The organism is Methylocystis sp. H4A (assembly GCF_015709545.1).
Lineage (GTDB): Bacteria > Pseudomonadota > Alphaproteobacteria > Rhizobiales > Beijerinckiaceae > Methylocystis > Methylocystis silviterrae.
Genome location: NZ_JADNQY010000019.1, coordinates 1 through 13,211 on the forward strand (window position 1 = coordinate 1; position 13,211 = coordinate 13,211).

Annotated in this window: 24 protein-coding genes and 1 pseudogene; all 25 read left to right on the forward strand. The window is 63.7% G+C overall.

The features are described 5' to 3' along the window. A partial coding sequence (locus tag IYW40_RS05160) for an EF-Tu/IF-2/RF-3 family GTPase (RefSeq protein WP_246720657.1) occupies nt 1-577 on the forward strand: 577 nt, incomplete at its 5' end. Nucleotides 578-689: 112 nt separating this feature from the next. Beyond that, nucleotides 690-998 (forward strand): 30S ribosomal protein S10, encoded by a 309-nt coding sequence (gene rpsJ / locus IYW40_RS05165; protein WP_014890764.1) that lies wholly within the window; start codon nt 690-692, stop codon nt 996-998. Between the two features lie 58 nt (nt 999-1,056). After that, nucleotides 1,057-1,794 carry a 50S ribosomal protein L3 gene (gene rplC, locus IYW40_RS05170; protein ID WP_246720658.1) on the forward strand — a complete coding sequence of 246 codons (738 nt, stop codon included), beginning with the start codon at nt 1,057-1,059 and terminating at the stop codon, nt 1,792-1,794. 3 nt (nt 1,795-1,797) lie between these two features. After that, a pseudogene (gene rplD, locus IYW40_RS05175) lies at nt 1,798-2,418 on the forward strand (50S ribosomal protein L4); the annotation flags it as partial. Further along, nucleotides 2,415-2,711 carry a 50S ribosomal protein L23 gene (locus IYW40_RS05180; RefSeq protein ID WP_014890761.1) on the forward strand — a complete coding sequence of 99 codons (297 nt, stop codon included), beginning with the start codon at nt 2,415-2,417 and terminating at the stop codon, nt 2,709-2,711. The pseudogene rplD and the gene IYW40_RS05180, both read left to right, overlap by 4 nt. Nucleotides 2,712-2,732: 21 nt before the next feature. After that, nucleotides 2,733-3,572, forward strand: a complete 840-nt coding sequence (gene rplB / locus IYW40_RS05185) for a 50S ribosomal protein L2 (RefSeq protein ID WP_196399688.1) — start codon at nt 2,733-2,735, stop codon at nt 3,570-3,572. A gap of 3 nt (nt 3,573-3,575) precedes the next feature. Further along, nucleotides 3,576-3,854 (forward strand): 30S ribosomal protein S19, encoded by a 279-nt coding sequence (gene rpsS / locus IYW40_RS05190; protein WP_014890759.1) that lies wholly within the window; start codon nt 3,576-3,578, stop codon nt 3,852-3,854. A 22-nt stretch (nt 3,855-3,876) separates the two neighbouring features. Then, entirely contained in the window at nt 3,877-4,263 is a 387-nt protein-coding gene (gene rplV / locus IYW40_RS05195) for a 50S ribosomal protein L22 (protein ID WP_196399689.1), read from the forward strand. Nucleotides 4,264-4,276: 13 nt separating this feature from the next. Then, on the forward strand, nt 4,277-5,026 hold the full coding sequence (rpsC, locus tag IYW40_RS05200; RefSeq protein ID WP_018406015.1) for a 30S ribosomal protein S3: 750 nt from the start codon (nt 4,277-4,279) through the stop codon (nt 5,024-5,026). A 24-nt stretch (nt 5,027-5,050) separates the two neighbouring features. Further along, nucleotides 5,051-5,464 (forward strand): 50S ribosomal protein L16, encoded by a 414-nt coding sequence (gene rplP, locus IYW40_RS05205; RefSeq protein WP_123176884.1) that lies wholly within the window; start codon nt 5,051-5,053, stop codon nt 5,462-5,464. Nucleotides 5,465-5,474: 10 nt separating this feature from the next. Beyond that, on the forward strand, nt 5,475-5,687 hold the full coding sequence (rpmC, locus tag IYW40_RS05210; protein ID WP_018406013.1) for a 50S ribosomal protein L29: 213 nt from the start codon (nt 5,475-5,477) through the stop codon (nt 5,685-5,687). 6 nt (nt 5,688-5,693) lie between these two features. Further along, nucleotides 5,694-5,936 carry a 30S ribosomal protein S17 gene (gene rpsQ / locus IYW40_RS05215; protein ID WP_018406012.1) on the forward strand — a complete coding sequence of 81 codons (243 nt, stop codon included), beginning with the start codon at nt 5,694-5,696 and terminating at the stop codon, nt 5,934-5,936. Nucleotides 5,937-6,008: 72 nt separating this feature from the next. Further along, the gene (gene rplN / locus IYW40_RS05220; protein WP_018266630.1) at nt 6,009-6,377 is read left to right on the forward strand and encodes a 50S ribosomal protein L14; all 369 of its coding nucleotides are present in this window, start codon (nt 6,009-6,011) and stop codon (nt 6,375-6,377) included. After that, complete coding sequence (rplX, locus tag IYW40_RS05225; protein WP_196399690.1) at nt 6,377-6,694, forward strand: 50S ribosomal protein L24; 318 nt, start codon at nt 6,377-6,379, stop codon at nt 6,692-6,694. The genes rplN and rplX overlap by 1 nt, the downstream gene beginning before the upstream one ends. Continuing rightward, a complete protein-coding gene (gene rplE, locus IYW40_RS05230) occupies nt 6,687-7,409 on the forward strand; it encodes a 50S ribosomal protein L5 (RefSeq protein ID WP_246720659.1) in 723 nt (240 codons plus the stop codon). Before rplX ends, rplE begins: the two co-directional genes overlap by 8 nt. A gap of 47 nt (nt 7,410-7,456) precedes the next feature. After that, nucleotides 7,457-7,762 carry a 30S ribosomal protein S14 gene (rpsN, locus tag IYW40_RS05235; protein ID WP_014890750.1) on the forward strand — a complete coding sequence of 102 codons (306 nt, stop codon included), beginning with the start codon at nt 7,457-7,459 and terminating at the stop codon, nt 7,760-7,762. Between the two features lie 10 nt (nt 7,763-7,772). Beyond that, nucleotides 7,773-8,171 carry a 30S ribosomal protein S8 gene (gene rpsH, locus IYW40_RS05240; RefSeq protein WP_014890749.1) on the forward strand — a complete coding sequence of 133 codons (399 nt, stop codon included), beginning with the start codon at nt 7,773-7,775 and terminating at the stop codon, nt 8,169-8,171. Nucleotides 8,172-8,203: 32 nt separating this feature from the next. Next, a complete protein-coding gene (gene rplF, locus IYW40_RS05245) occupies nt 8,204-8,737 on the forward strand; it encodes a 50S ribosomal protein L6 (protein WP_196399691.1) in 534 nt (177 codons plus the stop codon). A 9-nt stretch (nt 8,738-8,746) separates the two neighbouring features. Then, on the forward strand, nt 8,747-9,109 hold the full coding sequence (gene rplR, locus IYW40_RS05250) for a 50S ribosomal protein L18 (RefSeq protein ID WP_018406008.1): 363 nt from the start codon (nt 8,747-8,749) through the stop codon (nt 9,107-9,109). 138 nt (nt 9,110-9,247) lie between these two features. Continuing rightward, nucleotides 9,248-9,820, forward strand: a complete 573-nt coding sequence (rpsE, locus tag IYW40_RS05255; protein WP_014890746.1) for a 30S ribosomal protein S5 — start codon at nt 9,248-9,250, stop codon at nt 9,818-9,820. Nucleotides 9,821-9,831: 11 nt separating this feature from the next. Further along, complete coding sequence (rpmD, locus tag IYW40_RS05260; RefSeq protein WP_196399692.1) at nt 9,832-10,041, forward strand: 50S ribosomal protein L30; 210 nt, start codon at nt 9,832-9,834, stop codon at nt 10,039-10,041. Nucleotides 10,042-10,051: 10 nt separating this feature from the next. Next, on the forward strand, nt 10,052-10,528 hold the full coding sequence (gene rplO, locus IYW40_RS05265) for a 50S ribosomal protein L15 (protein WP_123176881.1): 477 nt from the start codon (nt 10,052-10,054) through the stop codon (nt 10,526-10,528). A 155-nt stretch (nt 10,529-10,683) separates the two neighbouring features. Then, a complete protein-coding gene (gene secY, locus IYW40_RS05270; RefSeq protein ID WP_196399693.1) occupies nt 10,684-12,024 on the forward strand; it encodes a preprotein translocase subunit SecY in 1,341 nt (446 codons plus the stop codon). After that, entirely contained in the window at nt 12,021-12,608 is a 588-nt protein-coding gene (locus IYW40_RS05275; RefSeq protein ID WP_196399694.1) for an adenylate kinase, read from the forward strand. The genes secY and IYW40_RS05275 overlap by 4 nt, the downstream gene beginning before the upstream one ends. Before the next feature lie 208 nt (nt 12,609-12,816). After that, on the forward strand, nt 12,817-13,185 hold the full coding sequence (rpsM, locus tag IYW40_RS05280; RefSeq protein WP_018406003.1) for a 30S ribosomal protein S13: 369 nt from the start codon (nt 12,817-12,819) through the stop codon (nt 13,183-13,185). The last annotated feature ends 26 nt before the right edge of the window (nt 13,186-13,211 follow it).

A 13,211-nucleotide genomic window follows, 5' to 3' on the forward strand; every position in this document is an offset into this window, starting at 1 on the left:
GGAGCGGCCGAAGGATCAGCCGTTCCTGATGCCGGTCGAGGACGTGTTCTCGATTTCGGGCCGCGGCACGGTGGTGACGGGGCGCATCGAGCGCGGCGTGATCAAGGTGGGCGAGGAAGTCGAGATCGTCGGCATCCGTCCGACGACGAAGTCGACGGTGACGGGCGTCGAGATGTTCCGCAAGCTGCTCGACCAGGGCGAGGCGGGCGACAACGTCGGCTGCCTGCTGCGCGGCACGAAGCGCGAGGACGTCGAGCGCGGCCAGGTGCTGTGCAAGCCGGGCTCGGTGAAGCCGCACACGAAGTTCAAGGCCGAGGCGTATATCCTCACCAAGGAAGAGGGCGGCCGTCATACGCCGTTCTTCACCAACTACCGTCCGCAGTTCTATTTCCGCACGACGGACGTGACCGGCATCGTCACATTGCCGGAGGGCGTGGAGATGGTGATGCCGGGCGACAATGTGACGATGGAAGTCGCGCTGATCGTGCCGATCGCCATGGAGGAGAAGCTGCGCTTCGCCATCCGCGAAGGCGGCCGAACCGTCGGCGCCGGCGTCGTCGCCAGCATCATCGAGTAAAGCGAATCCCGGGCCGCGGGCCAAGCGCTCGCTCTTGTGAAAGAAGTCGCGCGCAACGGCGCGCGACGCATGAAGGCGAGCAGTACTGCTCGCGGTCCTAAAGGACGGAACAATGAACGGTCAAAATATCCGGATTCGCCTTAAGGCGTTCGATCACCGGATTCTCGACACGTCGACGAAGGAGATCGTCTCGACGGCCAAGCGCACGGGCGCTCAGGTCCGCGGTCCGATTCCGCTTCCGACGCGCATCGAAAAATTCACGGTGAACCGTTCGCCGCACATCGACAAGAAGTCGCGCGAACAGTTCGAGATCAGAACGCATAAACGCGTTCTCGACATCGTCGATCCCACCCCACAAACGGTGGACGCGCTCATGAAGCTCGATCTTGCCGCCGGCGTGGATGTCGAGATCAAGCTCTAAACGGAATTCAGGCGGCGCTCGCTAAAGGATGCGAGCGCGCTTTGCGAAGGATTGGATCATGCGGTCGGGCGTCATCGCGCAAAAGGTCGGAATGACCCGCATCTTCACGGAGGCGGGCGAGCATGTGCCGGTCACGGTCCTGAAGCTCGACGGCTGCCAGGTCGTCGCGCAGCGGACTCAAGAGAAGAACGGCTACACCGCCGTTCAACTCGGCATCGGCCGCGCCAAGGTCAAGAATGTCTCGAAGGCTGAACGCACGCGGTTCGCCGCGGCCTCGGTGGAGCCGAAGCTGAAGCTCGCCGAGTTTCGGGTGAAAGAGGAAGAGTTGCTGCCGATCGGCGCCGAGATCACGGCGGATCATTTCGTCGTCGGCCAGTTCGTCGACGTGACGGGAACCTCCACCGGCAAAGGCTTTGCCGGCCCGATGAAGCGCTGGGGCTTCGGCGGTCTGCGGGCGACCCACGGCGTCTCCGTTTCGCACCGTTCGCACGGTTCGACCGGCGGCCGTCAGGATCCGGGCAAGACCTTCAAGAACAAGAAAATGGCCGGCCATATGGGCGTCGAGCGCGTCACCACGCAAAATCTGCGGGTGGTGCAGACCGACCCGGCGCGGGGACTGCTGCTGGTCGAAGGCGCGGTGCCGGGCACGGCCGGCGGTTGGATTTTCGTGCGCGACGCGGTGAAACGCGCGCTGCCGAAGGATGCGCCGCAGCCGGGCAAATTCCGCCTCGGCAACGGACAGGTTGAAGCCGCGAATTTAGACGCCGCTCCGCAAGAAGCGAAGAAGGAGGACTGAGCCGTGAAGATCGACGTCACGTCGTTCGACGGCCAGGCGGCCGGTTCGATCGAACTTTCCGATGAGGTCTTCGGCCTTGAGCCGCGCAAGGACCTGATCTTCCGCATGATCCGCTGGCAGCTCGCCAAGCGGCGCGCCGGCACCCATGCGGTGAAGAACCGCGCCGAGATCGCGCGCTCGGGCAAGAAGCTGCACAAGCAGAAGGGTACCGGCGGCGCCCGTCACGGCTCGGCGCGCGCGCCGCAGTTCCGCGGCGGCGGACGCGCCTTCGGCCCGGTGGTGCGCAGCCATGCGCATGACCTGACCAAGAAGGTGCGCCAGCTCGCGCTGAAGCATGCTCTGTCCGCGAAAGCCAAGGACGGCGGCATCATCGTCTGGGAGACGGCGGAGCTCGCCGAGCCCAAGACGAAGCTGCTCGCATCGAGTTTCGCCAAGACCGGCCTCGAGAATGCGATCATCATCGTCGGCGGTGCGCCGCAGAACAATTTCGTGCTCGCCGCACGCAATATCCCGAAGATCGACATCCTGCCCGTCGAAGGCGTCAATGTTTACGACATCCTCCGCCGCGAGAAGCTGGTGTTGACCCGCGCCGCAGTGGACGCGCTGGAGGCGCGACTGAAATGAGCAAGGACGTTCGTCATTACGACGTGATCGTCGCCCCGGTCATCACCGAGAAGGCGACGCTCGCCTCGGAGAGCAATAAGGTGGTTTTCAAGGTCGCCAAGACCGCGACGAAGCCGCAGATCAAGGCGGCGGTCGAAGGTCTCTTCGACGTCAAGGTCGAGGCGGTCAATACGCTGGTGCGCAAGGGCAAGGTCAAGACCTTCCGCGGTCAGCGCGGCCAGCAGAGCGACGTCAAGAAAGCGGTCGTGACTCTCGCCGAGGGCCACAAGATCGACGTGACGACCGGACTGTAAGGAAGGCGTGAGGATAGAACGATGGCGCTGAAGACATTCAAGCCGGTCACGCCGAGCCTTCGCCAGCTCGTCATTGTCGACCGCAGAGAGCTCTACAAGGGCAAGCCGGTCAAGACTCTGACCGAGGGCAAGAGCTCAAAGGGCGGGCGCAACAACACCGGCCGGATCACCGTGCGCTTTCGCGGCGGCGGCCATAAGCAGGCCTATCGCGTCGTCGATTTCAAGCGGCGCAAGCTCGACGTTTCAGGCAAGGTCGAGCGGCTCGAATATGATCCGAACCGGACGGCGTTCATCGCGCTCATTCGCTACACGGACAATGAGCTTGCCTATATTCTCGCGCCGCAGCGACTCTCCGTCGGCGACGAAGTGATCGCCGGCAATCAGGTCGACGTGAAACCCGGCAACGCCATGCCGATCGCCAACATCCCCGTCGGCGCCATCGTGCACAATGTCGAGATGAAGATCGGCAAGGGCGGCGCCATCGCCCGGTCGGCCGGCACCTATGCGCAGATCGTCGGCCGCGACCAGGGCTATGTGATCATCAGACTGAATTCTGGCGAGCAGCGCCTCGTGCACGGCCAGTGCTTCGCGACGCTCGGCGCCGTGTCCAATCCCGATCATATGAACACCTCGATCGGCAAGGCGGGCCGTTCACGCTGGCTCGGCTGCCGCCCGCACAATCGCGGCGTCACGATGAATCCGATCGACCATCCGCATGGCGGCGGCGAAGGCCGCACCTCGGGCGGTCGTCATCCGGTCACGCCCTGGGGCAAGCCGACCAAGGGCAAGAAGACCCGCACCAATAAATCCACCGACCGTTTCATTGTGTCCTCGCGACACAATCGCAAGAAGAAGGGCTAACCCATGGCGCGCTCGATTTGGAAGGGCCCGTTCGTCGACGGCTATCTTCTTAAGAAGGCCGAGACCTCGCGCGGTTCAGGCCGCTCCGAGGTGATCAAGATCTGGAGCCGCCGCTCCACGATCATCCCTCAGTTCGTGGGGCTGACCTTCGGCGTGCACAACGGCCAGAAGCATATTCCCGTGTCCGTGTCGGAAGACATGATCGGGCACAAATTCGGCGAATTCGCTCCGACCCGCACCTTCCACGGCCATGCGGCCGACAAGAAGGCCAAGAGGGGCTAAGAGAGGCTAAGAGAGGCTCACGATGTCGAAGGAAGCCAATCCGCGCCGGCTTGCGGAAAATGAAGCGAAGGCCGTCGCGCGCATGCTGCGCGTCTCGCCGCAGAAGCTCAACCTGCTCGCGCAGTTGATCCGCGGCAAGAAGGTGGATCGCGCGCTCGCCGATCTGGAGTTCTCCAGAAAGCGGATCGCGCATGAGGTGAAGAAGGCGCTTGAAAGCGCCATCGCCAACGCCGAGAACAATCACGGTCTCGACGTCGACGATCTCGTCGTCGCCCAGGCCTTTGTCGGAAAGGCGCTGGTGATGAAGCGTTTCCACGCCCGCGCCCGCGGCCGTGCGAGCCGCGTCGAGAAGCCCTTCGCCAATCTGACGATCATCGTGCGCGAAGTCGAAGCGCAGGCCAACGCCTAAAGGATTTAAAACCATGGGTCAGAAGGTTAATCCGATCGGGCTGCGACTGGGCGTCAACCGCACCTGGGATTCGCGCTGGTTCGCCAATAAGGGCGAATACGCCAAGCTCCTTCACGAGGACATGGCGATCCGCGAAACGGTGTCGAAAACGCTGAAGCAGGCGGCGGTGTCGAAGATCGTCATCGAGCGCCCGCACAAGAAGTGCCGCGTGACGATCTATTCGGCGCGTCCCGGCGTCGTTATCGGCAAGAAGGGCGCGGACATCGACAAGATCCGCAAGCTCGTGGGCAAGCTCACCGGCAGCGAAGTCGTCATCAACATCGTCGAAGTGCGCAAGCCCGAAACCGAGGCCGCGCTCGTCGCCGAGTCGATCGCGCAGCAGCTGGAACGCCGCGTCGCCTTCCGCCGCGCGATGAAGCGCGCCGTGCAATCGGCCATTCGGCTGGGCGCGCAGGGCATTCGCATCAATTGTTCGGGCCGTCTCGGCGGCGCCGAGATCGCACGTCTCGAATGGTATCGCGAAGGACGCGTGCCGCTGCACACGCTGCGCGCCGACGTCGATTACGGCACCGCCACCGCGCATACCGCCTATGGCGCTTGCGGGATCAAGGTCTGGATCTTCAAGGGCGAAATCCTCGAGCATGATCCGATGGCGCAGGATAAGAAGGCGGCCGAACAGGCGTCCGGCGGCGATCATGGCGATCGCGACCGTGGCGGCGAACGCCGCCGTCGCGAGCACCGCGAACCGCGCGACGCGGCGTAACGAACAAGATTAAAGAGCGCAATCATGCTGCAACCCAAACGCACCAAGTTCCGCAAGGCCTTCAAGGGCCGCATCCGTGGCGCCTCCAAGGCGGGCTTTTCGCTGAACTTCGGTCAGTTCGGCCTTAAGGCGCTGGAGCCGGATCGCATCACCGCGCGCCAGATCGAGGCCGCGCGCCGCGCCATGACGCGCCATATGAAGCGCGCCGGCCGCGTCTGGATCCGCATCTTCCCCGACGTGCCGGTCTCCAAGAAGCCGACCGAAGTGCGTATGGGCAAGGGCAAGGGCGCGCCGGAATTCTGGGCCGTGCGCGTTGCGCCCGGCCGCATCATGTTCGAGATCGACGGCGTCCCGGCGCCTATCGCGCGCGAGGCCTTGACGCTCGCCGCCGCGAAGCTGCCGATCAAGACGCGCTTCATCGAACGCATCGCCGAATAAGGGGAACGTGATGAAATCCAAACAGCGCCTCTCCGACATCAAGGCGATGACCGAAGATCAGCTCAATGACGAAGTGCTGAAGCTCAAGAAAGAGCAGTTCAATCTGCGCTTCCAACGGGCGACCGGCCAGCTCGAGAACACCTCACGCGTGCGCGTCGTTCGTCGCGACATTGCCCGCACGAAAACCATCGCCGCGCATAAGCGCGCCGAAAAGCAGGGTTAAAGCGCCATGCCGAAGCGAATTCTCCAGGGCGTCGTCGTCAGCGACAAGCAGAACAAGACCGTGGTGGTGAAGGTCGAACGTCGCTTCACCCACCCGCTGTTCCAGAAGACGGTGCGCCGCACGAAGAACTATCACGCCCATGACGAGAACGGCGCGTTCAAGGTGGGCGATTCGGTGACGATCGAAGAGACCGCGCCGATCTCGAAATTGAAGCGCTGGCGGGTCGTCGAAGTGACGGCCGAGGCGTAGTCGTTAGAACGAACTGTCCGGACGAAGTCGGCGCGAAACCGAAACCAGACCGGAACGAAAGGCGGGTAAGCCATGATTCAGATGCAAACCAATCTCGACGTCGCCGACAACTCCGGCGCGCGCCGTGTGATGTGCATCAAGGTGCTGGGCGGCTCCAAGCGCAAATACGCCGGCGTCGGCGACATTATTGTCGTGTCGATCAAGGAGGCGATTCCGCGCGGCCGCGTCAAGAAGGGCGATGTGCTGAAGGCCGTCGTCGTTCGCACCGCGAAGGACATCAAGCGTGCCGACGGCTCCGTGATCCGTTTCGATTCGAACGCCGCGGTGCTGATCAACAATCAGAAAGAGCCGATCGGCACCCGCATTTTCGGGCCGGTGCCGCGCGAGCTGCGCGCCAAGAACCACATGAAGATCATCTCGCTCGCCCCGGAGGTTTTGTAATGGCCGCCAAGATCAAGAAGGGCGACAAAGTCGTCGTTCTCGCCGGCCGCGACAAGGGCCGCAGCGGCGAGGTGCTGCGAGTGATTCCCGACGAGGGCCGCGCCGTCGTCGACGGCGTCAACATCGTCAAGCGCCATCAGCGTCAGACCAAGGATCGCGAAGCCGGCATCATCAACAAGGCGGCGCCGATCAACATGTCGAATCTTGCGGTCGCCGATCCCAAGGACGGCAAGGCGACGCGCGTTGGATTCAAGATTCTCGACGACGGCCGCAAGGTCCGCGTCGCCAAGCGTTCCGGAGAATTGATCGATGGCTGAGGAAAAGAAGCCCAAGGCCGAAAAGCCCGCCAAGGCTCAAAAGCCCGCCGGCGAGGGCGCGGAGGCGAAGGAGCCCAAGAAGGCCGCCGCCAAATCCGGTGAAAAGCCTGCGGCTAAGGAAAAGCCGGCGACATCCGGCGACGACGCGGCAGCGGTCGGCGCGGACGGCCCCTATGTGCCGCGCATGCGCAAACATTACGAAGAGGTCGTGCGCGAGGCGTTGCAGAAGCAGTTCGGCTATAAGAACGCGCTCGAAGTGCCGACGATCGAGAAGATCGTGCTCAACATGGGCGTGGGCGAGTCCGTCAACGACAGCAAGAAGGCGACGTCGGCGGCGAGCGACCTTAGCCTTATCGCCGGCCAGCGGCCGGTCGTCACCCGCGCGCGCAAGGCGATCTCGACCTTCAAGTTGCGAGAGAACATGCCGATCGGCGCGAAGGTGACGCTGCGCAAGACGCGGATGTATGAGTTTCTGGATCGTCTGATCACCGTGGCGCTGCCGCGCGTGCGCGACTTCCGCGGATTGAATCCGAAGTCCTTCGACGGTCGCGGGAACTATGCGCTCGGCATCAAGGAGCACATCGTGTTCCCCGAAATCGACTACGATAAGGCGGAGTCGATCCTGGGCATGGACGTGATCGTCTGCACGACGGCCAAGACCGACGAAGAGGCGCGCGCCTTGCTGAAGGCGTTCAATTTCCCGTTCCGGCAGTGAGGGCGTAACAGCTCCTCAAACGCGGATACTGAAAGGCGAAACTGGTAATGGCGAAGAAAAGCGCGATTGAGAACAACAAGCGGAAGCGAAGGCTCGTGAAGTCCTACGCCGGGCGGCGCGCGCGGCTGAAGGCGGTTGCGAACGACAAGACGCTGAGCGTCGAAGAGCAGTTCGAGGCGCGACTCAAGCTTGCTGAGCTCCCGCGCAATTCGGCGCCGGTTCGCGTGCGTAACCGCTGCGAAGTGTCGGGCCGTCCGCGCGGCTTTTATCGCAAGCTGAAAATGTCGCGCATTGCGCTGCGCGAATTGGGGTCCCGCGGCCTGGTGCCCGGCCTCGTGAAGTCAAGCTGGTAAGGAGACGCAGATGGCGATCAACGATCCATTGGGCGATCTTCTCACCCGCATCCGCAACGCGCAGATGCGCCGCAAGGACAAGGTGTCCTCTCCCGGCTCGAAGCTGCGCGCGCATGTGCTCGACGTGCTGAAGGAAGAGGGCTATATCCGCGGCTATAGCAGCACCGACTTCGGCAACGGCCGGACCGAGTTCGAGATCGAACTGAAATATTTCGACGGCGAACCGGTCATCAAGCAGATCGAACGCGTGTCGCGTCCGGGCCGCCGCGTCTATGCCGCGGTTGACGCAGTGCCGCGCGTGGCGAATGGCCTCGGCGTCACCATCGTGTCGACTCCGAAGGGCGTCATGGCCGATCACGCGGCGCGCGAGAATAATGTCGGTGGCGAGGTGCTGTGCAAGGTCTTCTAGACCTTGCGCCTCATCAAACAGGATTTGCAACCATGTCTCGTATCGGCAAGAAGCCTGTCGTCATTCCCGCCGGCGTCACCGCCAAGGTGGACGGTCAGCTCGTGCAGGTGAAGGGCGCGAAGGGCCAGCTGGAGTTCCTGGCGCCCGACGACGTCTCCGTCGTCCAGCAGGACAACGTCATCTCGGTCGACCCGCGCAATGAAACCAAGCGCGCCCGCGCGCTGTGGGGCACGGCGCGCGCCCAGATCAACAATATCGTCGTCGGCGTGACCACGGGCTTTGAGAAAAAGCTTGAGATCACCGGCGTCGGCTATCGCGCCGCGGTGCAGGGAAAAACGCTGCAACTCGCGCTCGGCTATTCGCACGACGTGAGCTATCCGATTCCGGCCGGCATCGCGATCGTGACGCCGAAGCCGACGGAAATCAGCATCAGCGGCATGGATCGGCGCCAGGTCGGTCAAGTCGCCGCCGAGATCCGCGCCCTGCGCCCGCCCGAGCCCTACAAGGGCAAGGGCGTCAAATACGCCAATGAATTCATCTTCCGCAAGGAAGGCAAGAAGAAGTAAGGACCCGCCATGGCCAGGGATGTCAAAGTCGAACAGCGTCGAAAGGCGCGGGTGCGCCGGGCGATCCGTGAACGCGCCAAGGGGCGGTTGCGCCTTTCGGTGTTTCGCTCGTCCAAGCAGATCTATGCGCAGATCATCGACGACGAGAAGGGCGCGACGGTCGCCGCCGCCTCTTCGCTCGAGAAGGCGAACCGCGAGGGTCTGAAGACCGGCGCGGACGTCGAGGCGGCGAAGGTCGTCGGCAAGCTCCTCGCGGAGCGCGCCGTCGCCAAGGGCGTCAAAGAGGTCGTTTTCGACCGTGGCGCTTACATGTATCACGGGCGCGTCAAGGCGCTGGCCGACGGCGCCCGCGAGGGCGGTCTGGAGTTTTAACTGGGGGCGCGCGCCGTTGAGGGCGTGCGCTTCTCGCGCGGAATGCGTGCCGGCGCAGATGCGCCGGGCGTCGATCCGATGGGTCGGCAGTGAAGGAAGCGAGCGGCGCATCACGCCGCGTAAGTGACGGAAGAGACAATGGCGCGTGAAGGAGAAGGCGGTCGCGGCCGCGATCGGGATCGTGACGATCGCGACGGCGAATTTGTGGATCGTCTGGTCCACATCAATCGCGTCGCGAAGGTGGTGAAGGGCGGCCGGCGTTTCGGCTTCGCCGCGCTCGTCGTCGTCGGCGACCAGAAGGGCCGCGTTGGCTATGGACACGGCAAGGCGCGCGAAGTGCCTGAGGCGATCCGCAAGGCGACGGAAGCGGCCAAGCGCGCGTTGATCCGCGTGCCGCTGCGCGAAGGCCGCACGCTGCATCATGACGTTCATGGCCGCCATGGCGCGGGCCGCGTCATCCTGCGCGCGGCGCCGGCGGGCACCGGAATCATCGCCGGCGGTCCAATGCGCGCGATTTTCGAAACGCTGGGCATGCATGACGTCGTGGCGAAGAGCCAGGGGTCGTCCAATCCCTACAACATGATCCGCGCGACCTTCGATGCGCTTGGCCGCGAAGACTCGCCGCGCTCCGTCGCGGCGCGCCGCTCGCTTAAAGTTTCGGTGCTGCAGTCGCGCCGTCAAGGCGTCGACGCCGACGCCGTCGACGCGTAAGGAGACGACCCATGACGAAGAGCACGCAGCAGATCGTCGTCGAACAGATCGGCAGCCCGATCGGCCGTCCCGAACGGCAGCGCCGTACGCTTCTTGGCCTCGGCCTGACGCGCATCGGCCGCCGCCGCGCGCTGGAAGATACGCCGGCCGTGCGCGGGATGATCGCTAAGGTGGCGCATCTCGTGAAAATCGTCGACGCCAAAATCGTCGACGGGAAGTGAGGACGCGGCCATGAAACTCAATGAAATTACCGACAATCCAGGCGCGAGCAAGAACCGCATGCGCGTCGGCCGCGGCATCGGCTCCGGCAAGGGCAAGACCGGCGGGCGCGGCGTCAAGGGCCAGAAGGCGCGCACCGGCGTGGCGATCAAGGGCTTCGAGGGCGGTCAGATGCCGTTGCATCGGCGCCTGCCGAAGCGCGGATTCTACAATCCGTTCTCGACTCACTACAACGAAGTCAATCTCGGGCGCATTCAGCAGGCGCTCGACGCCGGCAAGCTCGACGCCAACGCGCCGGTGACGATCGAGGCGCTGCTCGCGGCCGGCGTCGTCACCAGGCCGCGCGACGGCGTCAAGATCCTCGGCCAGGGCGAGTTGAAGACAAAGCTCGCCTTCGAGGTCTCGGCGGCCTCCAAATCGGCGGTCGCGGCCATCGAAGGCGCAGGCGGCTCCGTGAAACTTCTCGCTGGCGAGACGCCGGCGCAATAAAGCAAAAAAGTGCGGCCGCTCTCGCTTGAGCGGCTGCGCTGTTTTATACCAAACGCTCCGAACGGAGCGGGCGAGCCTCGCGCGCTGCTAGCTCCGAGCGCTGAGCCCAACAAAAATGCGTCGCGTCGACAGCGGCGCGCAAGGGGAGTTCCTTCATGGCATCGGCAGCCGAGCAGCTCGCGGCCAACGTCAATCTCTCCGCCTTCGGCAAATCCGAGGAATTGAAAAAGCGCATCCTGTTCACGCTGGGCGCGCTGATCGTCTATCGTCTTGGCACTTACGTGCCGCTGCCGGGCATCGATCCCGAGGCTTTCGCGAAAAGCTTTTTCGGCCAGTCGAAGGGCATGCTGGAGCTCTTCAACATGTTCGCGGGCGGCGCCGTGCAGCGCCGCGCGATCTTCGCGCTCAACATCATGCCGTATATTTCGGCGTCGATTATCATTCAGCTGCTGACGTCGGTGATTCCGACGCTCGAGACGCTGAAGAAAGAGGGCGAGCAGGGCCGCAAGGTCCTCAACCAATATACCCGCTACCTCACTGTCGCGCTCGCGACGTTCCAAGCCTACGCGATGGCGATCGGGCTGGAGGGCCAGCAGGGCGTCGTCACCGATCCGGGCATATTCTTCCGCATCACCACGGTCGTGACGTTGGTCGGCGGCACGATGTTCCTGATGTGGCTAGGCGAGCAGATCACCTCTCGCGGAATCGGCAACGGATCCTCACTCATCATCTTTGCGGGCATCGTCGCCGCGTTTCCGTCGGCGATTGTGTCGACCTTGGAGCTGGGCCGGCAGGGCGCCATTTCGACGGCGCTGATCATCGGCGTCATCATCATGTCCTTCGCCGTCGTCGCCTTCATCGTGTTCATGGAGCGGGCGCAGCGGCGCCTGCTGATCACCTATCCCAAGCGGCAGCACGGCAACCGGGTCTATGAGGGACAGACGTCCTTCCTGCCGCTGAAGCTGAACACGTCCGGCGTCATCCCGCCGATCTTCGCGTCGTCGCTGCTGCTCTTGCCGACGACCGTGGCGAATTTCTACCAATCGACCGGCAGCGAAAGCGTCTTCGCGACGATCTCAGCCTATTTCGGCCATGGGCGGCCGCTGTATATGCTCGCCTATGTCGGATTGATCGTGTTCTTCGCCTTCTTCTACACCGCGATCGTCTTCAATCCGGTCGAGACGGCGGACAATCTCAAGAAGCACGGCGGTTTCGTGCCGGGCATTCGCCCTGGCGAACGCACGGCGAAATTCATCGACGAAGTGCTGATGCGGATCACGGTGCTCGGCGCGGCCTATCTGGCGGTCATCTGCATCATTCCGGAAGGGCTCATCGCCTACGCCAATCTGCCGTTCTATTTCGGCGGCACGTCGCTGCTCATCGTCGTCAGCGTCACCATGGATACTGTGGCGCAGATCCACGGTCATATGCAGGCGCAGCAATATGAGGGGTTGATTCGCAAGACCAAGCTTCGCGGCGGGAAACGCGCCCGATGAGGCTGGTGCTGCTCGGTCCGCCGGGGGCCGGCAAGGGAACGCAGGCGGCGCGTCTCGTAAAAAAGCACGGCGTGCCGCAGCTGTCGACGGGAGACATGCTGCGCGCCGCGGTCGCGGCGAAATCTCCGATTGGCCTGAGGGCCAAGGAGATCATGGACGCTGGCGCGCTGGTGCCGGACGAGGTCGTGATCGGCTTGATCGACGAACGGCTCGGCGCGTCTGACTGCGCCAACGGGTTCATTCTCGACGGCTTCCCGCGCACTGTGGCGCAGGCCGAGGCGCTGCAGGAGCTTCTTGAGCGCAGGGGCTTATCGCTCGACGCCGTGCTCGAGCTCGCCGTCGACGAGGGCGCGCTCGTCGACCGGATGCGCAAACGCGTCGACGAAACCCGCGCCGCAGGTGGCGCGGTGCGCGCAGACGACAATCCGGAAAGCTTCAAGACGCGGCTCGAAGCCTATCGTGCCCAGACGGCCCCGGTGTCGGCGCACTACGCCAAGCGTAGCGAACTGACCAGGATCGACGGTATGGCGCCGATTGAGGATGTAACCGCGGAGATCGATCGCGCCCTGTCGGGCGCCGGCTAGGTTTTTTCGCGGAATCGCTTGACCCTCAACCCGTTGGCCCCTAAATAGGCAGTCTTCACGTTGTTGGACAGTCGGCTCCGGCTCCCGGATTGGGGGGCGGGGCCTGTTTTCGTATGAAGACGGTTCACAACCGTCCGCATGGGCCGGGCTCCACCGGACGCGGGCGTCATCCCGGAGCTTAAGGCTCCTTCTCACATGGAGAGACAAAGTGGCCCGTATTGCAGGCGTCAATATCCCGACCAACAAGCGCGTCGTCATCGCGCTCCAATATATCCACGGCATTGGGGCCAAGAAGGCTGAGGAAATCTGCGAGAAGGTGAGCATCCCGGCCGAGCGCCGCGTGGCGCAACTCACCGACGCGGAAGTTCTGCAAATTCGCGAAACCATCGACCGCGACTACATGGTCGAGGGCGATCTGCGCCGCGAGGTCGCGATCAACATCAAGCGCTTGATGGATCTTGGCTGCTATCGCGGCCTGCGCCATCGCCGCCAGCTCCCCGTGCGCGGCCAGCGCACGCACACAAACGCCCGCACCCGCAAGGGCAAGGCGAAGCCGATCGCCGGCAAGAAGAAGTAATCGGCCGTCAGGACAATCATCGATGG

Bases quoted from the DNA above. Each gene is read 5' to 3' on its own strand.
- rpsJ (WP_014890764.1), top strand. From the start codon at position 690: ATGAACGGTCAAAATATCCGGATTCGCCTTAAGGCGTTCGATCACCGG.
- rplC (WP_246720658.1), top strand. From the start codon at position 1,057: ATGCGGTCGGGCGTCATCGCGCAAAAGGTCGGAATGACCCGCATCTTC.
- IYW40_RS05180 (WP_014890761.1), top strand. From the start codon at position 2,415: ATGAGCAAGGACGTTCGTCATTACGACGTGATCGTCGCCCCGGTCATC.
- rplB (WP_196399688.1), top strand. From the start codon at position 2,733: ATGGCGCTGAAGACATTCAAGCCGGTCACGCCGAGCCTTCGCCAGCTC.
- rpsS (WP_014890759.1), top strand. From the start codon at position 3,576: ATGGCGCGCTCGATTTGGAAGGGCCCGTTCGTCGACGGCTATCTTCTT.
- rplV (WP_196399689.1), top strand. From the start codon at position 3,877: ATGTCGAAGGAAGCCAATCCGCGCCGGCTTGCGGAAAATGAAGCGAAG.
- rpsC (WP_018406015.1), top strand. From the start codon at position 4,277: ATGGGTCAGAAGGTTAATCCGATCGGGCTGCGACTGGGCGTCAACCGC.
- rplP (WP_123176884.1), top strand. From the start codon at position 5,051: ATGCTGCAACCCAAACGCACCAAGTTCCGCAAGGCCTTCAAGGGCCGC.
- rpmC (WP_018406013.1), top strand. From the start codon at position 5,475: ATGAAATCCAAACAGCGCCTCTCCGACATCAAGGCGATGACCGAAGAT.
- rpsQ (WP_018406012.1), top strand. From the start codon at position 5,694: ATGCCGAAGCGAATTCTCCAGGGCGTCGTCGTCAGCGACAAGCAGAAC.
- rplN (WP_018266630.1), top strand. From the start codon at position 6,009: ATGATTCAGATGCAAACCAATCTCGACGTCGCCGACAACTCCGGCGCG.
- rplX (WP_196399690.1), top strand. From the start codon at position 6,377: ATGGCCGCCAAGATCAAGAAGGGCGACAAAGTCGTCGTTCTCGCCGGC.
- rplE (WP_246720659.1), top strand. From the start codon at position 6,687: ATGGCTGAGGAAAAGAAGCCCAAGGCCGAAAAGCCCGCCAAGGCTCAA.
- rpsN (WP_014890750.1), top strand. From the start codon at position 7,457: ATGGCGAAGAAAAGCGCGATTGAGAACAACAAGCGGAAGCGAAGGCTC.
- rpsH (WP_014890749.1), top strand. From the start codon at position 7,773: ATGGCGATCAACGATCCATTGGGCGATCTTCTCACCCGCATCCGCAAC.
- rplF (WP_196399691.1), top strand. From the start codon at position 8,204: ATGTCTCGTATCGGCAAGAAGCCTGTCGTCATTCCCGCCGGCGTCACC.
- rplR (WP_018406008.1), top strand. From the start codon at position 8,747: ATGGCCAGGGATGTCAAAGTCGAACAGCGTCGAAAGGCGCGGGTGCGC.
- rpsE (WP_014890746.1), top strand. From the start codon at position 9,248: ATGGCGCGTGAAGGAGAAGGCGGTCGCGGCCGCGATCGGGATCGTGAC.
- rpmD (WP_196399692.1), top strand. From the start codon at position 9,832: ATGACGAAGAGCACGCAGCAGATCGTCGTCGAACAGATCGGCAGCCCG.
- rplO (WP_123176881.1), top strand. From the start codon at position 10,052: ATGAAACTCAATGAAATTACCGACAATCCAGGCGCGAGCAAGAACCGC.
- secY (WP_196399693.1), top strand. From the start codon at position 10,684: ATGGCATCGGCAGCCGAGCAGCTCGCGGCCAACGTCAATCTCTCCGCC.
- IYW40_RS05275 (WP_196399694.1), top strand. From the start codon at position 12,021: ATGAGGCTGGTGCTGCTCGGTCCGCCGGGGGCCGGCAAGGGAACGCAG.